Here is a 19,172-nt window from a genome sequence, read left to right as displayed (position 1 = left end):
TTACTTAGATATTCAGTAAAGGCTAGGTAAGTGAAGGGAGCAGCAATTTACTATTTATCTCAGTAAAAAGGATACAGAGCACATGAGTCACGATTTTAACTTCAGCATTAAAACGCAGCGCCTTGATGAAAACTACGAGCCATCAACCAGCACACGTATCACCACCAACTTTGCCAATTTAGCTCGTGGAGAGAGTCGTCAGGCAAATTTACGTAATGCCTTAACCATGATCGACAGCCGCTTTAACGCCCTTGCCCATTGGGATAACCCAAATGCCGACCGTTATGCAGTTGAGTTAGAAATTGTATCAGTAGATATGGATATTACGGGGAGTGACGAAGCATTCCCGTCGATTGAGGTGCTTAAAACTTACATTTTAGATAAGCAAACGAATGAGCGCATTGAAGGCATAGTGGGCAACAACTTTTCGTCTTATGTACGTGATTACGACTTTAGCGTGTTGCTTCTAAATCATAATAAAGATAAGCCGCAGTTTAGTATTCCTGAAGACTTTGGCGATCTGCACGGCAAGTTATTCCAGTATTTTGTTAATTCACAGACTTATAAAAACAACTTCAAAAAGCCACCGGTGATCTGTTTATCAGTCTCAGATAACAAGACGTATCGCCGTACAGAAAACCAGCACCCAGTGTTAGGTTCTGAATATTTACCGAATGAATCGTCACTGACAGAACAATATTTTCAAAAGATGGGCCTACAAGTGCGCTATTTTATGCCGCCAAACAGTGTTGCGCCTTTTGCATTTTACTTCTTTGGCGACCTATTAAATGACTATAGCAACTTAGAACTTATAAGCACCATTAGTACGATGGAGACGTTCCAAAAGATCTATCGCCCAGAGATTTATAACGCGCATGCGGTTGCTGGGAAGGTTTACAAACCGAACCTAAAAAACCTAGACCATTCACTAACGCACATAGTTTATGACCGTGAAGAGCGCAGTCGTTTAGCCAAAGAGCAAGGTAAGTTTGCTGAAGAGTATTTTATAAAGCCTTACCAAAGTATTTTGGCTCAGTGGTCGGCAAACTTCGCTTAATTATCTTTTGCCTAAAAAAACGGCCTTACATTTACGTAAGGTCGAGTGCTTAATCACCCTAGAAAAGAATTAGTAAAATGAAAACATTATTACCAACATCAACAGCAGGCAGTTTGCCAAAACCATCTTGGTTGGCGCAACCAGAAGTACTTTGGTCACCATGGAAGTTATCAGGGCAAGAATTAATTGATGGCAAACACGATGCATTACGTGTGTCATTACTAGAGCAGTATCAAACTGGTTTAGACATTGTCAGCGATGGTGAGCAAACCAGACAACACTTTGTCACGACCTTTATTGAGCATCTTGATGGTGTTGATTTTGAAAACCGCCGCACAGTTAAAATCCGTGACCGTTATGATGCCAGTGTGCCGACGGTTTATGGGCCTGTTTCCCGTCAAAAACCTGTATTTGTAGAAGACGCAAAGTTCTTACGAGCGCAAACAGATAAGCCGATTAAATGGGCATTGCCAGGTCCAATGACCATGGTTGATACTTTATTTGATGACCATTATAAAAGTCGCGAAAAATTGGCTTGGGAATTTGCTGTGATCCTTAACCAAGAGGCCAAAGAGCTTGAAGCGGCTGGTGTCGATATTATCCAGTTTGATGAACCTGCGTTTAATGTTTTCTTTGAAGAAGTAAACGAATGGGGCATTAAATGCCTTGAACGTGCCATTGAAGGTTTAAACTGTGAAACGGCAGTACATATTTGTTATGGCTATGGCATTAAAGCCAACACTGATTGGAAAAAAACATTGGGTTCTGAATGGCGTCAATATGAAGAGGTATTCCCTAAACTTCAGCAATCAAACATAGATATTATCTCACTTGAATGTCATAACTCTCGTGTACCAATTGAGCTACTTTCTTTGATCCGCGGAAAGAAAGTCATGGTTGGCGCTATTGATGTGGCAACCAATACCATTGAGACACCAGAAGAAGTAGCAAACACATTACGTGAAGCGTTGCGTTATGTAGATGCTGATAAACTTTACCCCAGTACAAATTGTGGTTTAGCGCCGCTTGCTAGAGAAGTCGCAAGAGGCAAGTTAGCGGCACTTGCTAAAGGCGCTGAAATTGTTCGCAAAGAATTACAAGCATAAATTAATACTCAATATAAAAACCTTTCTCACTTTGTGAGAAAGGTTTTTTAAATTTCTAGTCTAATTTACCTCGTAAACCTCTTCTTTAATCTCACCATATAACGTTTGCAACTTGCTGAAACGTATGATTTTTAACTTATATGATAGGTTTGTTTGAAAAGTGAGCAGGATTCAAAAGGTGCTATTTTTTTGATTTTTGCTCAATAAAAAACCGCTTGTTTATACAGTGGTTTGTTCTACTTGCCTGAAATATAAGAGGTTTTTTTAGTTGTTTTTTTCCTTGCTGTGCTGCTTTAGTTTGTGCCTTTGGATAAATACAGTAATATAAACACAGTTATCCACAGAATCTGTGGAGAAAGTGAGTTTTATACAGTATTTTTGTGGATTTAATTTATGAAAATTAAAAGTTGTTCAATTTTAAGGTTAACCTGTGGATAAGGTGGTAGAAAGCTGGAATTATATTTGCTGTAGGCATTAACTTATGGAACAATCAAAAAATATCGACTTAAGAAATGAGGCACTAAGGTGATTGATGCCGAAGGATTTCGTGCCAATGTCGGAATTGTGATCTGCAATAATCAAGGTCAGGTTTTTTGGGCACGACGCTATGGACAACATTCATGGCAATTTCCACAAGGTGGAGTAGACGATGGTGAAACCCCAGAGCAAACCATGTACCGAGAGTTACATGAAGAAGTTGGGTTAAAACCAGAAGATGTTGAGATTGTTGCGAGCTCTAAACATTGGTTAAGGTACAAACTGCCTAAGCGTTTGATCCGGAAAGATTCAAGCCCGGTTTGTATCGGTCAAAAACAAAAATGGTTTTTATTGAAACTCCGTTGTAAAGATGAAGATGTAGACTTACTACATACGCATCACCCTGAGTTTGATGATTGGCGTTGGGTGAGTTATTGGTATCCGGTTCGTCAAGTGGTGTCTTTTAAGCGCGATGTATATCGCCGAGTGATGAAAGAGTTTGCGCCATTTGCGATGCCTTTTAATCGAAAAGAGCATACACCAAAAGAGCAAAATCATTGGCGACATCGCCGTTAAATTAAGGAGAAGATTGTGCTTGCGACATTACGAGCCATTGTTGAAGCGGTGGCGCAACAGCCCACATTAACTGATGCACTTAATCGTTTTGTCGCCATGGTAAAAGAAGCACTCGCCACAGAGTGCTGCTCTATCTATTTCGCTGATTACAGCCAAGATAACTTCATTTTGATGGCCAGTGATGGGCTTAATCCTCAGGCAATCGGTAATTTTAGAATTGGCTTTACAGAGGGCTTGGTTGGTTTAGTTGCACAACGTGAAGAGCCTATCAATATCGCCCACGCGCAGTCTCACCCAAGATTCAAACTCTCTCCTGAAGTACACGAAGAAGGCTATAACGCTTTTTTATCGGTGCCACTTGTTCATCAGAGAAAAGTCATTGGCGTTATTGTTGTACAGCAAAAGCAAGCGCGTTCATTTAGCAACGACGAAGAATCTTTTCTAATTACTTTATCAGCTCAGTTAGCATCTCAACTTGCTAACACTGAAGCAAAATCAATTTTGTCTGTTGAAACAACTGCAAAAAAAACCTCTGTTTTAAAAGGGGTGTCAGGTTCTCCTGGCATTGCTTTAGGGCAAGGTTTTGTTGTGATCCCAAAGCTTGATTTTGAAAGCATAGATATGCAAAAAAGTGATAATGTGGAGCAACAGAAAAAGCTTTTTGCACAAGCAGTTTCTGCGACACGGCAAGATTTTCATATTATGGCTTCAACATTCAGTGATTCTATGCCTAAAGAAGCCGTCGCTGTTTTTGAAGTGTATCAGCAATTATTAGATGCTCGGAGCTTAGGCCGACAGGTCGAAGCACAGCTTGAGCAAGGATGGAATGCAAAAAGCGCACTAAAATATGTCATTGAAAGTTTGGTGAGCCAATTTAATGCTATGTCTGACCCTTATATAAAAGAGCGGGCAATAGACGTAAAAGAAATAGGGTTACGTGTTTTACATCACCTTATGAGTACAGAGCAAGCTGTTAAATCCTATCCAAAAGATACTATTTTAATTACGCATACATTGACCCCGACCATGTTGGCTGAAGTACCAAAAGAGCGCTTAAAAGGGGTGATCAGTGTGAATGGCTCTGCAAACTCTCATGCGTCTATACTTACTCGAGCAATGGGAATTCCTGCTGTTTGGGGTATTGAAGACATTCCGCTATTACAATTTGAAAACAAAGACATCATTCTAGATGCTTATGCTGGCCGAGTTTATATTTCTCCCACGCCTGCGCTTAAAAAAGAATATAAACAGTTACATCTTCAAGAAAGTAAACTACACGATAAGTTTGAAGCTGAACATCATTTAGAAGCTGTAACACTAGATGGCGAGCATATTAGCTTGTTAGTGAATGCAGGTTTAGATTTATCGACAGAGCAAGAAATTGCCAAATATTGTGATGGGGTTGGTTTATACCGAACTGAAGCTTGGTTTATGCAAAAAGGGCAGTTTCCGACGCAAGCTGAACAAGAGCAATGGTATAGAGAAGTATTAACTCGCTATCATCCAGAAAATGTGGTTATGAGAACCCTCGACATTGGCGGTGATAAAGTACTCGACTATTTCAATTTTACAGAAGAAAACCCATTTCTGGGTTGGCGCGGCATCAGGATTTCTCTAGATCATCCTGAGCTGTTGTTAGATCAGCTTAAAGCTATGTTAAAGGCCAATACGGGATTAGGTAACCTAAAAATAATGTTACCCATGGTGAGTCATACCGAAGAAGTAGATGAAGCGCTTAAATTACTCGAGCAAGCTTACTTTGAGTTGCAAGAAGAGTGGGCAGATCAATTTATTCAAATAGAGAAACCAGAAATTGGCGTCATGCTTGAAGTGCCTTCTAGCATTTATTTACTGCCTGAGTGGGCTGATAAAGTCGACTTTTGCTCGGTCGGTAGTAATGACTTAACGCAATACCTACTGGCGGTTGATAGAAATAACGCGCAAGTAGCCGATCTTTTTGACCCATTCCACCCAAGTGTATTACGAGTGCTCAACCAAGTTGCCTCACAATGTCAAAATCTCGAACTGCCCTTTAGCTTATGTGGTGAGTTAGGCGGTGAACCTGAAGGCGCTATTTTATTGATAGCAATGGGTTATCGCCGTTTAAGTATGAACATTTCAACAATGAGTAAAGTGAAGTGGGTACTCAGGCGTTTAAAAGTAGCCGATATGGAAGCGCTGTTAAGCGAGTGTTTAAAGCAATCGACCACCAAACAAGTTCACCGCTTACTTAAGAGTTTTATGATTGAGAATGAGTTTAGTGAACTGCTCTACCAATCTAAACACTAACTGTTTGTTAAGGTTTATTTCAGGTGTTTAATCAATTTCAAATCGGGTAAAATAGCGCGCAAATTATAAGAAGAGAATGCGTTCATGAATGACTTGTTACTGCTTGTCCTCTACTGTGCCATTTTGGGCAGTGGTGTAGGCTTTTTAGCCGGGTTATTAGGGATAGGTGGTGGCCTTATCATAGTACCTGTATTAAGCGCTATTTTGTTGCATTTTGATGTTCTTCCAGCGGAGCAAGTAGTGATTGCAGCGATCGCAACTTCTTTGGCTTCTATTCTATTTACTTCGACGTCTTCAGCTTTAGCTCATCATAAAAATGGTAATGTACCGTGGCAAGTCGCACCTTGGATCATGTCAGGTGTGGCATTAGGGGCTTTAGTGAGTGGCTTTATGGCCTCTTTTCTCCCAGAGGCGGTGGTTAGGATTATTTTCTCTGTTTGCGTGGTTTTAATTGCTTTAAAAATGCTCTACAGCAGCAGGAAAACAGCGACACAGTCTTCGAGAACTTTACCAAATGGCCCTATTTTAACTTTTTTTACCAGTATTACAGGCGGCCTTTCTGCGATGATTGGTATCGGAGGGGGCGCGTTACTTGTACCCTTGTTGACGTTTTTCTCAATGGATATGAAAAAAGCCATCGGCTGTGCATCCGCTTGTGGTATCGTAATCGCTTTATTTGGGTCGCTTGGTTATATCAGTGCAGGAAGTAAGCACTTTGAATTGACACAAGGCTTTGCTGGGTTTGTTTATTTACCGGCTCTCGTAGGCATTGTCTCAACCTCTTGGTTTATGGCGCCAATAGGCGCAAAGTCGACGCAATATTTACCTGTTTCAACAATAAAAAAAATCTTTGCAGCGCTACTCATGGTTATCGCTGCTAACATGATTGTTAATTAAGGAAAGGCTATGGAGTTTCCACAAATTGATCCCATCATTTTTTCGATTGGGCCTTTAAGTGTCCGTTGGTACGGACTCATGTATTTAATCGGCTTTGCGTTTGCAATGTGGTTTGGTAAGCGTCAAGCAGCAAAACCAAACTCAGGTTGGAAAACAGAAGAGGTTGATGACTTATTATTCTACGGCATGATAGGTGTGATCTTAGGTGGCCGAGTTGGGTATGTGCTTTTCTATCAATTCTCCTATTTATTAGAAAACCCACTTTACCTTTTCAAAATCTGGGAAGGCGGCATGTCATTCCATGGTGGCGCCTTGGGTGTGATCACCGCCATTTTCATTTTCGCTTGGCGCACTAAACGTTCACCTTTTGCGGTTGGCGACTTTGTAGTGCCATTGGTTCCTGTTGGCTTGTTGGCAGGCCGTATTGGTAACTTTATCAATGGTGAATTATGGGGCCGTACGTCAGACGTGCCTTGGGCGATGGTATTCCCAACTGGTGGGCCATTACCGCGTCATCCATCGCAATTATACGAAGCTTTCTTCGAAGGCCTAGTGTTATTTATTATGCTCATTTGGTTTGCTAAAAAGCCACGCCCTACGGGCAGTGTCGCTGGTCTATTCTTATTCGGTTATGGTTTCTTTAGATTCTGTATCGAATATTTCCGCGAACCTGACGCCCATATTGGTTTATATGGTGGCCTGATTTCACAAGGCCAAATTCTATCGACGCCTATGATCATTGCTGGCCTTGGTATTATGATTTGGGCATATAAAACCCAACCCGTTGCACAAAAGTAAGAGTTATAAAACGCTATGAAACAATATTTAGAGTTAATGCGCCATGTCAAAGAGAATGGCACTAAAAAAGAAGATAGAACAGGCACAGGCACAATCAGTGTGTTTGGCTATCAGATGCGTTTTAATCTTCAAGAAGGCTTTCCGTTAGTCACCACTAAAAAGTGTCACTTACGTTCAATTATTCATGAGTTACTTTGGTTCTTGAATGGTGAAACAAATATTCAATACTTAAAAGACAATGGCGTAAGTATTTGGGATGGCTGGGCAACGGAAGAAGGCGAGCTAGGTCCTGTGTATGGCGCACAATGGCGTTCATGGACTGGCCCAAACGGTGAAGTAGTCGACCAGATCAAAGAGCTGATAGAGCAAATTAAAACAAACCCGGATTCACGTCGTTTAATAGTAAGTGCTTGGAACCCGGCGTTACTGCCTGATACTCAGTACTCACCAAGTGAAAATGCGGCTATGGGTAAGCAAGCACTGCCGCCATGCCATACGTTATTCCAATTTTATGTATTAGACGGCAAGCTGTCTTGCCAGCTTTATCAACGCAGCGCTGATATTTTCTTAGGCGTGCCATTTAATATTGCAAGCTATGCGCTGTTAACTATGATGATTGCTCAGGTGTGTGACTTAGAAGTTGGTGACTTTATTCATACTTTCGGTGATGCACACTTATATCTTAATCATTTAGAGCAGGTTGATGAGCAATTAAGCCGTACGCCTTTCCCTAAACCGACAATGAAAATTAACCCAGAAGTGAAAGACATTTTCGGCTTCAAGTTTGATGACTTCGAGCTTGTTGATTACCAAGCTCACCCGCATATCAAAGCACCAGTTTCTATTTAAGATAACAATGCTAGGGTTACAATACCCTAGCTTTATTATTCAAACTTTTAAAAATACCTCAAAGTAAAATCTACAAAACATCTTAATTATCTATTTTAAAGAAACATACCCATTAGAATTTAAAACGCTTATTTTTAATAAATGGCAATAATGATTTTGCTTAATTAATCTGTATTTTTCTTTGTTAAAATTTACGTAATAATTTTTTGTTTTTCTTTATGTTAAATTCCTAAATTTTATTTTTAAATTTCATCTTGTAAATATTTCATAGTATTTAAAATTTTACTTATTTCAGAAACTTACTGTTTGATTTTTCGATTTGTATGTATCTTGAAAGGTTTTATTTAAATGCTAATTTGACGTTTTTGTTACACCGTCCTACCTTTTTCTTATTCAATAAAAAGCTTTTTATAATGTTACTTTATTCTTGGCTTTATAGTTATTTATGAATTTCATTGAAAGTGAGCTGTTTTTTATAAATGGATTTTCTTTGCTCGTTAAATTTTTGCGAGTCTAGGAGAAGGGAGGCTAGTTTTAGTCAGCTTGTAGTGAAACTAAAACTAGCCAAATTAAACGCTATTAATTAAGGATTGCACTTAACTGTTCCGAGTCTGTCAGAAAGCTCGGATATACGGAGTATATACTATGCGTGAATTAAACATGAAAGAAGTTGAACAAGTAAAAGGTGGAGATGCACTAGAAGGTTTTAATTGGGGGGTTGCTTTAGGGACTGTTGGAGGTGCAGCACTAACTGGATCATCAATTGGAGCAACTCGAGGCGGCGTTATAGGGGGAGCCTTGGGTTTTTCTTTTGGCTTAGGTTGGGGCATTGGTTCGGCAATATATACACACATAATTAGGTAAATTTAAAAATGGACTGCTTTATTAAGCAGTCCACTCATAGGAGTTTGTAATATGAAACCAAAAACACTTGTTAGGATCGCTTGCTTTACGTCATTTTTAAATCTTTTCTTAGGATTTTATCTATACTCAGTTAATTATAATTTATCAATAGTATTATTCTCGGGAAGTATTTTTTCATTATTTATGATGGATAATCCAAAATTGTTTTTGTGTAAAAGTGTAAAAGAGTTAGACGAGCTTATTCCTCAAGCTAAGAGTAAAATATATTTATTTTTACCTATCTCTATTTGCGCGTTAATGTTTTTGTTTGAATTATACTCTTTGATAATTTGATTGATATTAATATTTAAATGTTATTGCTAGGTATATGGATGTTTAATATGAAAAAATATTGCCCGAAATGTAATGCTGAGATGAGCCAAAAGCAAATTTATATGTTAAAGAGGCAAGAAATTATTTTGTGTGTAAGCTGCTCCACTTACCTAAGAATACATAGGAAGAGCATACCTTTTATTATGACAATAATTGGTGGTCTAGTCGGTGTTTACGGTGCTGGCAGAGGGTTTGAAGCAATAGAAATTACCGTATTTATGTCTATATTTTCATTGTTTTTTTATTTTATATTTACCCGGTTTATTGGAATTTATTCCAAGTTGGAAAAAGTTGAGAGTAATGATGCTTGACTTTTTAAAAGGTTTTTAATTGTCTGCTGATATGATGAGTTTTTAGACTGGAGAACTATATTATTTATCCTTTTTTATTTTCTCTAGTCGTCTTGGTTTTAATTATTTTTTTTAAAAACAAAAAAATTAAGTCTCTAGTTGCATTACCATTTATGTTAGTTGGTGCAGTGAGTATTTTTGAACGAGTAACTAATTACATTAGTTGATGAAAAGAATAAGTGTAATTTAGTGTGTCATGGCTGAGAGTCGGTTGGCACACTTTCATTCATATCTTAATATGACTTAGCAGTTGAAGTTATATTCCGCTTAACACGATCTCTAGAATCTGACACTTTACCGTTGTAAAATATCAAAAGATTTACTTGTTTGTTGTCTGATCCTAAGAGGTTTTATGCTAAGACACATTGCGTTACTTGTTATTTTTTGTGTGTTAGTTGCTTGTACAAGCCCTCAGAACTCATCTGTTTCAATAACTCAATCAAATAAAAAGACTGCTGATGATGCCTTTTTAATAGAGCTTCAGAACAACAAAGAAGAACTAAAGCGTTTAGTTTCTATGGAACAAGATCTTAAAGTCTTGATTGCTGCGTTATCTGAACAAAGTGATTTACAAAACCTTCCGGCTTCTTTGCGTACTCAACCAAAAATTGAACAACACAAGATAGATAAAAATCTTCATTTGAAAACTTCTCACACAAAAAAAGCGCATGGGTTCAAGCTAAGCTTACAGCCTGTATTCAGTGAAAGCAGTGCCCAGGCTCAGCTCAACAAGGTTTATACACATCTACCTAAATTAGAGACTCTTTTGTCAAGCTCAATATTAGAACAAACTCATCGGTTACAAAGTAGATTTGTGCCGACGTTAAAGACGGTAAAAAATAGAGATGATGCAAATAAGCTGTGTGTCTTTATTAATAATATTGACGTATTGTGTACAGTTGAAGAAAATAGATAATAAACAAAAGTATTAGCTTTAAATGAAAGTACAGTGTTCAAATTATTGATATGTCTCAAACAATAACCTTGATTCTGTATGATGATTAAGAATTATTTGGGATAATAAACTATCAAATAATTTAAAGTTGATATTTTGAAGGCGCTCGCACTTTTATTAAGGACACTGTTATGACAAAAAACCTACTTACTTTATCTCTAGGAATAGCCTTATCTACTTTTACTTTATCTTCTTTGGCGAGTTCGCAAACGCAAAATGTTGATGCAAAAGTAACCGTTCAAAACACCTTTAAGCTTGAAGTAAAGCAGACGTTAGACTTCGGTACTGTAAGGGCCGTATCAAAGGCATCTTCAGCGGCAGCATTAAGTGTACCTGCAAACCCGAATTTACAAATTTCAACAACGGCTGCTGGCGGTTCAGATCCAGCTATTATGGATATTTTAGATTCTGCCTCGGCACAACCTGCTCAGCTTACAATCGCAGAAGCCACTAAATACACGCCATTAACGATTGAATTGCCAGATGTTGGTACGACACCGGTAGAACTTGCGACAACGGGACCCGGTACTACACCAGTGTTTAAGATCACCGCATTTACGCTTTATGCCACAGTGGGACAAAACGCCAACCAAGACATCGCAATAACAACAAACCAAGGCACAATCACCACAGATGGTTCTGGTAACGCAGAGTTTAACTTAGGTGCGACGCTGACTACTGATGATATCAATGGCGAATATGTAGACGGAGATTACACAGGTACTGTCGCTGTTACAGTAAGTTACTAAAATAAGGTCAGTCATTGATTAGAAGTGTATTAGTACTTTCTTTAGTGAGCACATCAGTATTCGCTGATGTGCTTGAATCACTCGATTTTGGCACCATAGTTGTCGCAAGTAATGACAGAGTTAGCACCCTTAAACTGCCGACAAACAGTGCTATGTCATCAACTAATGACATACATATTATGGAAAGAGGACATCCTGCTAGACTCTTCTTTGAGGCTCTACCAGCTAACACCTTAATTAACTTTAGTAGCTCAAGTTTAAATGTTGAGTTAAGTGATAATTCAGCTGCATTTACGATTAATCAACTACTTTTCAATCCAACAGCTCAGACTAACGCATATGGTGAGATTGAGCTGGTTATCGGCGCAATTTTACAAACCTCCGGAGACGGAGCTGTATATAATGATGGAGAGTATCAAGGCTCTGTCAGTATTGAGCTTTCATACTAACTTTTCGATTTTAAGGCTATAACCTTGTTTAGATACCTTTCTGCTTTATTTATATTTTTAGCATGCCTTTCATCTTCGTTTGCAGCGAGTGCAAATATTTTGATTTCACCCACGAGAGTTGCTTTTGAAGAAAGACAAAGAGCAGAGCGATTAATAGTGGTGAATAACTCAGATAAAGTGCAGAGCTACCGATTATCTTGGCAAGAAAGAGCCGCATTGCCTGAGGGGGGATATAGAAATCTAGAAGGTACGCATGATAAATCTTTAAGTTCAATGGTAAGAATGAGCCCAAGCCAAATACGCTTAGCACCAGGTCAAAAACAAATCATTAAACTCTCAGTGCGACGCACTAAAACATTTGCGCCGGGAGAATACCGCTCTCACTTATTATTGAGTGCCTTGCCTGAAGCACAGACATCCTCGGCTTCAAAAGGTATTAATATAGACATACAAGTTAATTATTCATTACCCATTATTTTACGAGTCGAAAGAGAAACACCTGTTGTTTCATTGGCAGGGCTTGACCTTAAGCGAGCTGAAGAAAACGATACACTTAAAATCTCAATGGTAAAGCAAGGTCACTTTAGCAGCTTTGGAAAGGTCGAGGCTTTTTTTACACCAAGCGGGAAAGCTGAAAAACAGAGAATTGGAATCATTGAAAATTACAGTATCCATTCAGAGCTTGAGCGGGCTTTATTACCAATGACACTCCTTGATGGATATCGTTTATCTGGTACTGGCAAACTTACGCTTAAGTACTCAGGACAAAAAGAATATCAGGGAGAGGTATTTTTCGAGCAGCAAATCGATATTAACTAATCATTATTTCTTTCGTGCGCTTTTATTTGCCTTATCTCAGTATCCTGTTATTGGTTGCTTCTGTTTTTACAGTTGAGGCCTCGACTGATGTGCGCGCAGTGATCAAGGTACTGAACTCCATCCAAAATACATTATCGGATGCTAAAAACCCCAAACCTAACAAACAAATAGACGCACAATCAGGAGAGCATATCCCTGTCGGTGAAGTACTGTTTTTATCAGCAAATTTAAACCAAAACTATATTGGCGAGCTAACGGCGATTAAAAACCCGCATGCGTATTATGTTGAGCTAGAGAACTTTATAGATTTATTTTCTCTGCCAATATCTTATACAAACAATAAAGCGGAAGGCTGGTTTAAAGACCCTGATAACCGTTTTCTACTTGACGCTGAAACCTATCAATTAGTTCTGAATAGTGAAGAGCAACAGCTCGAAAAGACCGTACTATTGTTTGAAGGTGGGTCACTTTATGTTGATATTCGGCAGTTACAAGCATGGTTTGATTTTGAATTAAGCACAGACTATGTTCAGCAGTCTTTAACAATCCAAGGTAAAGGCTATTTTCCTGTTGAACAAGCACTAGCCAGACAAGCTCAGCAAATTAACACTACGTCTTCGCAAGGTGGTGCTTTATTTCCAGAGATTGATAGCAGTTACCAAGCCTTATCAACTCCTTTATTCGATTTAAATACACGTTATCGATATTCTGATAATGATCACTTATTAAGTTATGCACTGACAGGTTCAAACGAATTAGCTTATTTACGGTCGGAATACTTCTTATCTGGGGAAAGTGGCGATCTACTTCAAGACTCAAGGCTTACCTTTAGTCGTCAATCTCCCCAAGGTGCACTTTTTGGCTTGAATGCTAGTGAAATTAAGTTTGGTGATATTCAACCTATTTTATTTGGCGAGCGCGCAATTGGCAGTTTATCGCAAGGGGTGAGCTTAACGAATGCTCCGCTGCTAGCTAAAACGAGCTCAGGGCGTGTGTCAATTAATGGAGTTGCAGACGATGGCTGGGACATAGAGCTGTATCAGAATGGCATCTTGATAGATCAAAAACTCGATATTCAAGCTGGTGTGTTCTTCTTCGACAATATTGAACTCCTGTTCGGTGAAAATATTTTTGAAGTCGTTAAGTATGGGACCGAAGGCCAAGTTGAAAAATACACTGAGCGCTATTTCAGTGAGGGTGTAGAAGAGGTAGGGAAAAGCACCTACGCTATTTCAATCAATAGAGACGGCAAGCGCGTCTTAAGTGATACACAAAGTACTTTTGATGCCGGAGAAGTGAGACTCTCAGGTCGTTTCGAACATGTTTTCTCTCATCAATTAAGTGCCTATGTCGGGGCTTCAAAATTTACCGAAGAGGCAAAAGCAACTCAGGAATTTGCGTCGGGGTTAAGTTATAAGCCAAATGGAAAGGTGCTGTTTAATTTGTCACATCAAGGTCGTAACTCTGAAAATTATTTGAGTGAAGCCACAGCGAGGTTGTTAGTATCAGAGCAACGCCTTAGATTCGCATTAAGCAGAGAGCGTTTTTCTGAAGTCGCTGTGAATACGCTTAAAGCAACTCTGGCTGGTGATATTTATAAAAAACAGCGCACACGACTAAACTATTTAACTAGTCTTGAAGTGACAAACACAGATGGAACACGCGTAACTCGTTTGAGTCATGATCTTAACTATCGCTTTTCAAAATACGCTTTGGGCAATCAACTTGACTGGTCTTGGCAGGGTACAGATGAGTATGGCTCTGGGAACTTAAATTTTAAAGCTAATTTAAGGCGTTCATATGTCAGGTTTAATCTTGGTTATTTTATTTACCCAGAGCTGAAAGTAAGTGATTACTCAGCTGATTTTATCCGCAGCTTTAATAATACCTTAAGAGGTCAACTCAGGTTTAAGCGTGCCGTTGACTCGGGTCTCGAAAGTACCGAGCTTGGGCTTAATTTCTCTTTTGATGACTTTATTTTAAACACGTCCGCACAATACGACAGTGATGACGATTGGCAGCTACAACTTTCAACTCGGTTTAGTTTTGGTTATAACCAATTGAATGAGCAGTTTTTTGGCTCTAAGCAAAGACTCTCAAATAAAGGCACCATTATTGTTAGAGTCTTCTTTGATGAAAATGATAATGGTATTTTTGATAGTACAGAAGCGCCTTTAGAAAATGTCACTGTAAGAGCGATACAGTCGTATCGAAAAGCAAAAACAGATGAGCGAGGCGTGGCTGTTTTAGCTGGAGTTATGGCAAATCGTCGCACTGATATTGAAGTCGTCGAAACCAGTTTCGCAGATCCTTTCATGTTGCCAGCTAATGAAGGTTATTCTCTTACACCTAGGGCTGGGGCAATGGCTTCATTAGATATTCCAGTCGTTTATTCCGGTGAAATTGAAGGCGTTTTATACCATGAAAATGGCAAACCGATTGCGCACACTAAGCTGCAATTAAAAGATAAGCATCAAACAGTCGTGGCTGAGGCTATTTCTGAGTTTGATGGCTATTACCTGTTTACAGATCTAAGACCTGGAGAGTACGGCATCTTTGTTGATGAACACAAGCTAGAAACAAAGCAGCTAGGGTATAACACGCAAGCGCAGGTGATATTGTCACCTCGTGGTGATGTACTTTCTGACGTTAATATTCAGCTCAAAAATTTACAGCGCTATGCAGGATACGTTGCCGTCGTTGGTCAGTTCAATAATTTAGATATTTTGAAGGCGTACTGGCAGCTTGTGAAAAATAAATGGCACAACATACTGGGTGTTTCGCCGTTTTTTATTAAACAAAATGATGGCGTATGGTTGTTGTCTGTTTCATACGATCATGACGATAAAGATAAAATCACCGCACTGTGCTTAGATGCAGTAAGTAAAGGGTTAACTTGTGAGGTTAAATATGTTCAGTTCACACAATAATAAATCACAAATAAAGGCATGCTTTTTACTTATAGTGTGTGCAATTACGCTTAATGGCTGTGCTTCAATGTCAAAAGAGCAGCAAGCAAGCTTAAACGGGCAAGCAGTCACTTTAACTCAGCAGGAGTATCAGCATTTAAAAGAAATGGCTCGACAATGGCAAGAAAACAAGGCTGGCATAGACCGCTTACTCGCCTATGAGCAAACTTTGGGTGTGTTAGTGCGTGATTTAAATCGTCTTGTTGCAAATAATGATAAAGCAAACTTCACTTTGGCCGATAACAACCAACATAAGCAAGGTAAAAATGAAGAGTCAGCGGATAAGTCAAGTAGCACACTTCTTTCGCAAGTACCACGTAAAGACAAAAAAGAAGAGGTCGTTATTTCTCTCTTTAAGGCAGATAAACCGGTTCAAGAACATGCATTGGCTTCAGCACTGCCTGCTTTAGACACAGTTGCGACTCAGGAACCGAGCAGTAACTTATTAACTGCAAAATATTCTGTGCAGGTTGCGTCGGTAAAAAGCAGACAAAAAGCAAAGCAAGTGTATAAAACATTGAGAGTAAAGCTAGCGAATTCTGACCAAGAAATACAAGAAGCGAGACTTGAGCCTAAACAAATTGGTCAGCAACAATTTTATCGACTCAAATTTGGTGCGTTTGCAACAAAAGAACAAGCTCAAGCAGTCTGTTCGCAATGGCAAAAACATCAAGTGAGTTGTTTTGTTTCACAGTTTGGCGGCCTTAATCAACGAGACTGGCTGTAGTTTGTTGTGGCGTGATTCTTGCTTTTACAAAGAAAAGAGTTATGCGGAGTTGTCATGCGCCTGTGTATATTAGCCCTGATCACGTTATTAAGTGGCTGCCAGTTATTAAATGAGATTAAACGAGAAGAAGAACTTGCTAACCCCAAAGGAGTAGAGGGGTCTTTACCTATGGAGGTAAAGGGCATGTCTAGTTTCTCACTTCATCAATACACCAGTAACCTAGCTTCGCAGTTATATCGAGGTGAGGCGGGCAGATTGAGAAATGCCAGCATTGCCGTAATGAGCTTCACTATGGCAACGGAGCTGGGGCAAAAAACTGCCGTTCAACAAAGCAGTGGCCTGAGCCAGCAAATTCAAGAAAGTCTTATTACCCAGATGACGCAATTGGGTTACAGCATGGTTGAGCATAGACTGAGTAATTCAATCACTGTCAGTGAACATCATGAAGATATGTTGACTCGAGATCTCAATAGCCTTCGAGCTCGTCAAAACATTGACTACGTGATCCTTGGTACGATCACACGACAAGAGCATGCAAACATGATTAATGCACGATTGGTTAACGTGCTTAACGGGCAAGTGATATCAGCGGCTTTTACCGAGGTGCCGATTAATGTCATGTGGACAGACGAAAAAGTACAAATGCGCAACGACAAACTATACCGAGCAGAGTATTAATTAGGAGCAGAACATGAAAGCACTGTTAACATCATTATTAGCATTATCTGTTGTGGGCTGCGCTGCAATGCAAGAGAGTTATGAAAGTAATGCGCAAACTATCCATTCGAGCAAAGTAACGCGTAGTATTCAGTCACCTCTCAATACCAATCAGTTTTTCCAAGCAGAAGCGCCAGATCAAAAGCAAATGTTTGGCGCACACAATGGTCCTAAGAAAAATATCAATCATTATGTTCGCGGTATGATGCAAGACCTAGCGTCGAACTTAAAATATGTAAATCAAAATACGCCGTTGGCTGTTGCCAGTTTTGTATTTTTGGATGATAAGTACGACGAGGGTACACTACTGGGTAACCAGATCTCAGAAAGCTTTATGCATGAACTTTATCAATACGGCATTCCTGTTATCGACTTCAAAACCACTGGCTACATGCGCGTCACGCCAAAAGGCGATTTCGTATTCAGTCGTGATTATCTAGAACTAGATGAAGAGCAAAACTTTCAGTATGTGATGGCTGGCACTTTAGTCAATCATAAAGGCGGTGTATTAGTTAACGTCCGTGTTGTTGGCTTGCAAAGTAAAGCTGTTGTGGGTTCAGCGCAAGGTTTAATACCTCAAGCCGTATTAGATGCGCTAGGTAGTAGTGAGCGCACTGACGGTATTATGCTGAAATCGAGCGCGCGATAGGGGGTCCTTATGAAATCTCTCACTTTGCTTTCAGTGCCAATTGCAACATTTATGTTATCTGGCTGTAGTTTATTAATGGGGCAGCCAACCATGAGTCAATCAGTGGTTGTGATGAATGAGCAGTCAATGGCCATTGATGAGATGACTGCTCAAATGCAGCCTGAGCCTGAACTCGAAGAAATGCAGCAAACCAAGCCTGATTATGTGCCAATGAACCATTTTGTAAAACTTGACAATTATGTAGAGCAAATGGCCATTGAGTTATCTGATTTACTGAGTGAAACACAGAATATGTCGACAGAACTCGCCGTGGCTTCATTTGTACGTTTAGATGGCACGTTGCAAACCAGTGATCAGTTAGGAAACCAACTTGCTGAAACATTTATGCATCAACTTCACCGTTTTGGCTATCAAGTTGTCGATACTAAACTAATGGACAACGGACATATTTCTCGTATGGGAGATTATGTATTTAGCCGAAAGTCCAAAGCAAAGTTTAGCTCTGATGATGCTGAATACGTGCTGTCGGGCACTATGCTGTATCGAGAAAAAGGCGTGCTTGTGAATGCGCGTGTTATGTCGCTTGAAAGTAAGAAAGTCATCGCGACATCAAGTAAAATGATCCCTTGGTATGTGCTAAGGTCTGAAAACATTTTGGTGTCTTCACGATAACCTAAATTGAATTCTCGTCGCATAAATTTTAGTTTAGTAAGCTCAGTAGGCTTGAATCTGAGTGATTAGCTATATATTATAAATATCAATGGCTTGGCCTCTTAGTTAAATGGATATAACGACCCCCTCCTAAGGGGTAGTTACAGGTTCGATTCCTGTAGAGGCTGCCAGTAAACTTCTTTTATTCTTCCCGAATCTTTATCCCGAAATATGCTACAGTCATGCTCTTCAAAAAGGAGTACCGTGTGATTGAAGTTAGAAATCTAACCAAGAGCTTTGCAAATAAAATCGTTTTTCAAAATTACTCAAGCGCTTTTAATGCAAATAAGATGTGTATTGAAGCCGAAAATGGTTTGGGGAAAACAACATTATTTACCATTATTGCTGGCCTCGACCCTCATTACAGTGGTGACATTTTATTAGATGGGGAAAAGGTTACGCAATTACAGAGTCAGGTTGCTATAGCCTCAGATAAAATCCCTTTTCCTACATTTTTAACAGCGAAACAAGTATTAACGCTCACACAATCTAGTTGGCAATGTGAATGGCCAGATACGCTTTGTGAGATGTTACACTTCAATCAGTTTCTCGATACTAAAGTGGGTGAGTTGTCATCGGGTAATCAAAAGAAACTGCAATTAATTAATGCCATGATGCGTCACTGTGATTATTTAATTCTAGATGAGCCAAGTGCAGCGCTTGATGCTGATAGTGTAAAAGCGTTACTTGCGTGGATTGAGCAGTATAAAGGGCAATTAATAATTAGTTGTCATGAGCCAGAACCCTTCGTTGAAATTGGCTTCGATAAACAACCTTTGTTTGCAGAGTAAG

Annotated in this window: 19 protein-coding genes and 1 tRNA gene; all 20 read left to right on the top strand. The window is 39.4% G+C overall.

Annotated elements, in window-relative coordinates; all coding sequences use genetic code 11:
- The first annotated feature begins 82 nt into the window (after positions 1-82).
- The 20 genes from AAEU28_RS03420 (at position 83) to AAEU28_RS03325 (ending at position 19,171) form a co-directional block, all read left to right on the top strand.
- The gene (locus tag AAEU28_RS03420) at positions 83-1,057 is read left to right on the top strand and encodes a DUF1852 domain-containing protein (RefSeq protein WP_421962944.1); all 975 of its coding nucleotides are present in this window, start codon (positions 83-85) and stop codon (positions 1,055-1,057) included.
- Positions 1,058-1,134: 77 nt separating this feature from the next.
- On the top strand, positions 1,135-2,163 hold the full coding sequence (locus AAEU28_RS03415) for a methionine synthase (RefSeq protein WP_421962943.1): 1,029 nt from the start codon (positions 1,135-1,137) through the stop codon (positions 2,161-2,163).
- Positions 2,164-2,688: 525 nt separating this feature from the next.
- Positions 2,689-3,216: an RNA pyrophosphohydrolase gene (gene rppH / locus AAEU28_RS03410; protein ID WP_138480969.1), complete on the top strand. Its 528-nt coding sequence runs from the start codon at positions 2,689-2,691 to the stop codon at positions 3,214-3,216.
- Positions 3,217-3,231: 15 nt separating this feature from the next.
- Positions 3,232-5,505 carry a phosphoenolpyruvate--protein phosphotransferase gene (ptsP, locus tag AAEU28_RS03405; RefSeq protein ID WP_421962942.1) on the top strand — a complete coding sequence of 758 codons (2,274 nt, stop codon included), beginning with the start codon at positions 3,232-3,234 and terminating at the stop codon, positions 5,503-5,505.
- 84 nt (positions 5,506-5,589) lie between these two features.
- Positions 5,590-6,402 carry a sulfite exporter TauE/SafE family protein gene (locus AAEU28_RS03400; protein WP_421962941.1) on the top strand — a complete coding sequence of 271 codons (813 nt, stop codon included), beginning with the start codon at positions 5,590-5,592 and terminating at the stop codon, positions 6,400-6,402.
- Positions 6,403-6,411: 9 nt separating this feature from the next.
- Complete coding sequence (lgt, locus tag AAEU28_RS03395) at positions 6,412-7,200, top strand: prolipoprotein diacylglyceryl transferase (RefSeq protein ID WP_421962940.1); 789 nt, start codon at positions 6,412-6,414, stop codon at positions 7,198-7,200.
- Between the two features lie 15 nt (positions 7,201-7,215).
- Positions 7,216-8,049, top strand: a complete 834-nt coding sequence (locus tag AAEU28_RS03390) for a thymidylate synthase (RefSeq protein ID WP_390441085.1) — start codon at positions 7,216-7,218, stop codon at positions 8,047-8,049.
- 645 nt (positions 8,050-8,694) lie between these two features.
- Complete coding sequence (locus AAEU28_RS03385; protein WP_421962939.1) at positions 8,695-8,913, top strand: hypothetical protein; 219 nt, start codon at positions 8,695-8,697, stop codon at positions 8,911-8,913.
- A gap of 380 nt (positions 8,914-9,293) precedes the next feature.
- Positions 9,294-9,596: a hypothetical protein gene (locus tag AAEU28_RS03380; RefSeq protein WP_421962938.1), complete on the top strand. Its 303-nt coding sequence runs from the start codon at positions 9,294-9,296 to the stop codon at positions 9,594-9,596.
- A gap of 427 nt (positions 9,597-10,023) precedes the next feature.
- A complete protein-coding gene (locus tag AAEU28_RS03375; protein WP_421962937.1) occupies positions 10,024-10,551 on the top strand; it encodes a hypothetical protein in 528 nt (175 codons plus the stop codon).
- A 170-nt stretch (positions 10,552-10,721) separates the two neighbouring features.
- Complete coding sequence (locus AAEU28_RS03370; RefSeq protein ID WP_421962936.1) at positions 10,722-11,339, top strand: hypothetical protein; 618 nt, start codon at positions 10,722-10,724, stop codon at positions 11,337-11,339.
- A 14-nt stretch (positions 11,340-11,353) separates the two neighbouring features.
- Positions 11,354-11,788, top strand: coding sequence for a DUF4402 domain-containing protein (locus AAEU28_RS03365; RefSeq protein ID WP_421962935.1), 435 nt, complete (start codon positions 11,354-11,356; stop codon positions 11,786-11,788).
- Positions 11,789-11,812: 24 nt separating this feature from the next.
- Positions 11,813-12,607: a molecular chaperone gene (locus AAEU28_RS03360; RefSeq protein ID WP_421962934.1), complete on the top strand. Its 795-nt coding sequence runs from the start codon at positions 11,813-11,815 to the stop codon at positions 12,605-12,607.
- 89 nt (positions 12,608-12,696) lie between these two features.
- A complete protein-coding gene (locus AAEU28_RS03355) occupies positions 12,697-15,537 on the top strand; it encodes a hypothetical protein (protein WP_421962933.1) in 2,841 nt (946 codons plus the stop codon).
- Positions 15,518-16,303, top strand: coding sequence for an SPOR domain-containing protein (locus AAEU28_RS03350; RefSeq protein WP_421962932.1), 786 nt, complete (start codon positions 15,518-15,520; stop codon positions 16,301-16,303). The genes AAEU28_RS03355 and AAEU28_RS03350 overlap by 20 nt, the downstream gene beginning before the upstream one ends.
- A gap of 54 nt (positions 16,304-16,357) precedes the next feature.
- The gene (locus tag AAEU28_RS03345; RefSeq protein ID WP_421962931.1) at positions 16,358-16,981 is read left to right on the top strand and encodes a FlgO family outer membrane protein; all 624 of its coding nucleotides are present in this window, start codon (positions 16,358-16,360) and stop codon (positions 16,979-16,981) included.
- A gap of 13 nt (positions 16,982-16,994) precedes the next feature.
- Positions 16,995-17,669, top strand: a complete 675-nt coding sequence (locus tag AAEU28_RS03340; RefSeq protein WP_421962930.1) for a FlgO family outer membrane protein — start codon at positions 16,995-16,997, stop codon at positions 17,667-17,669.
- Between the two features lie 9 nt (positions 17,670-17,678).
- Positions 17,679-18,341: a FlgO family outer membrane protein gene (locus AAEU28_RS03335; protein ID WP_421962929.1), complete on the top strand. Its 663-nt coding sequence runs from the start codon at positions 17,679-17,681 to the stop codon at positions 18,339-18,341.
- 95 nt (positions 18,342-18,436) lie between these two features.
- Positions 18,437-18,511, top strand: a tRNA-Arg gene (locus AAEU28_RS03330).
- 75 nt (positions 18,512-18,586) lie between these two features.
- On the top strand, positions 18,587-19,171 hold the full coding sequence (locus AAEU28_RS03325) for an ABC transporter ATP-binding protein (RefSeq protein WP_421962928.1): 585 nt from the start codon (positions 18,587-18,589) through the stop codon (positions 19,169-19,171).
- Position 19,172: the final 1 nt, after the last annotated feature.

The sequence above is a fragment of the Pseudoalteromonas sp. SS15 genome (genome assembly GCF_049257195.1).
Taxonomy (GTDB): domain Bacteria; phylum Pseudomonadota; class Gammaproteobacteria; order Enterobacterales; family Alteromonadaceae; genus Pseudoalteromonas.
Note: the sequence above shows the minus strand (reverse complement) of the source record. Positions and strands in the feature narration are given on the sequence as shown.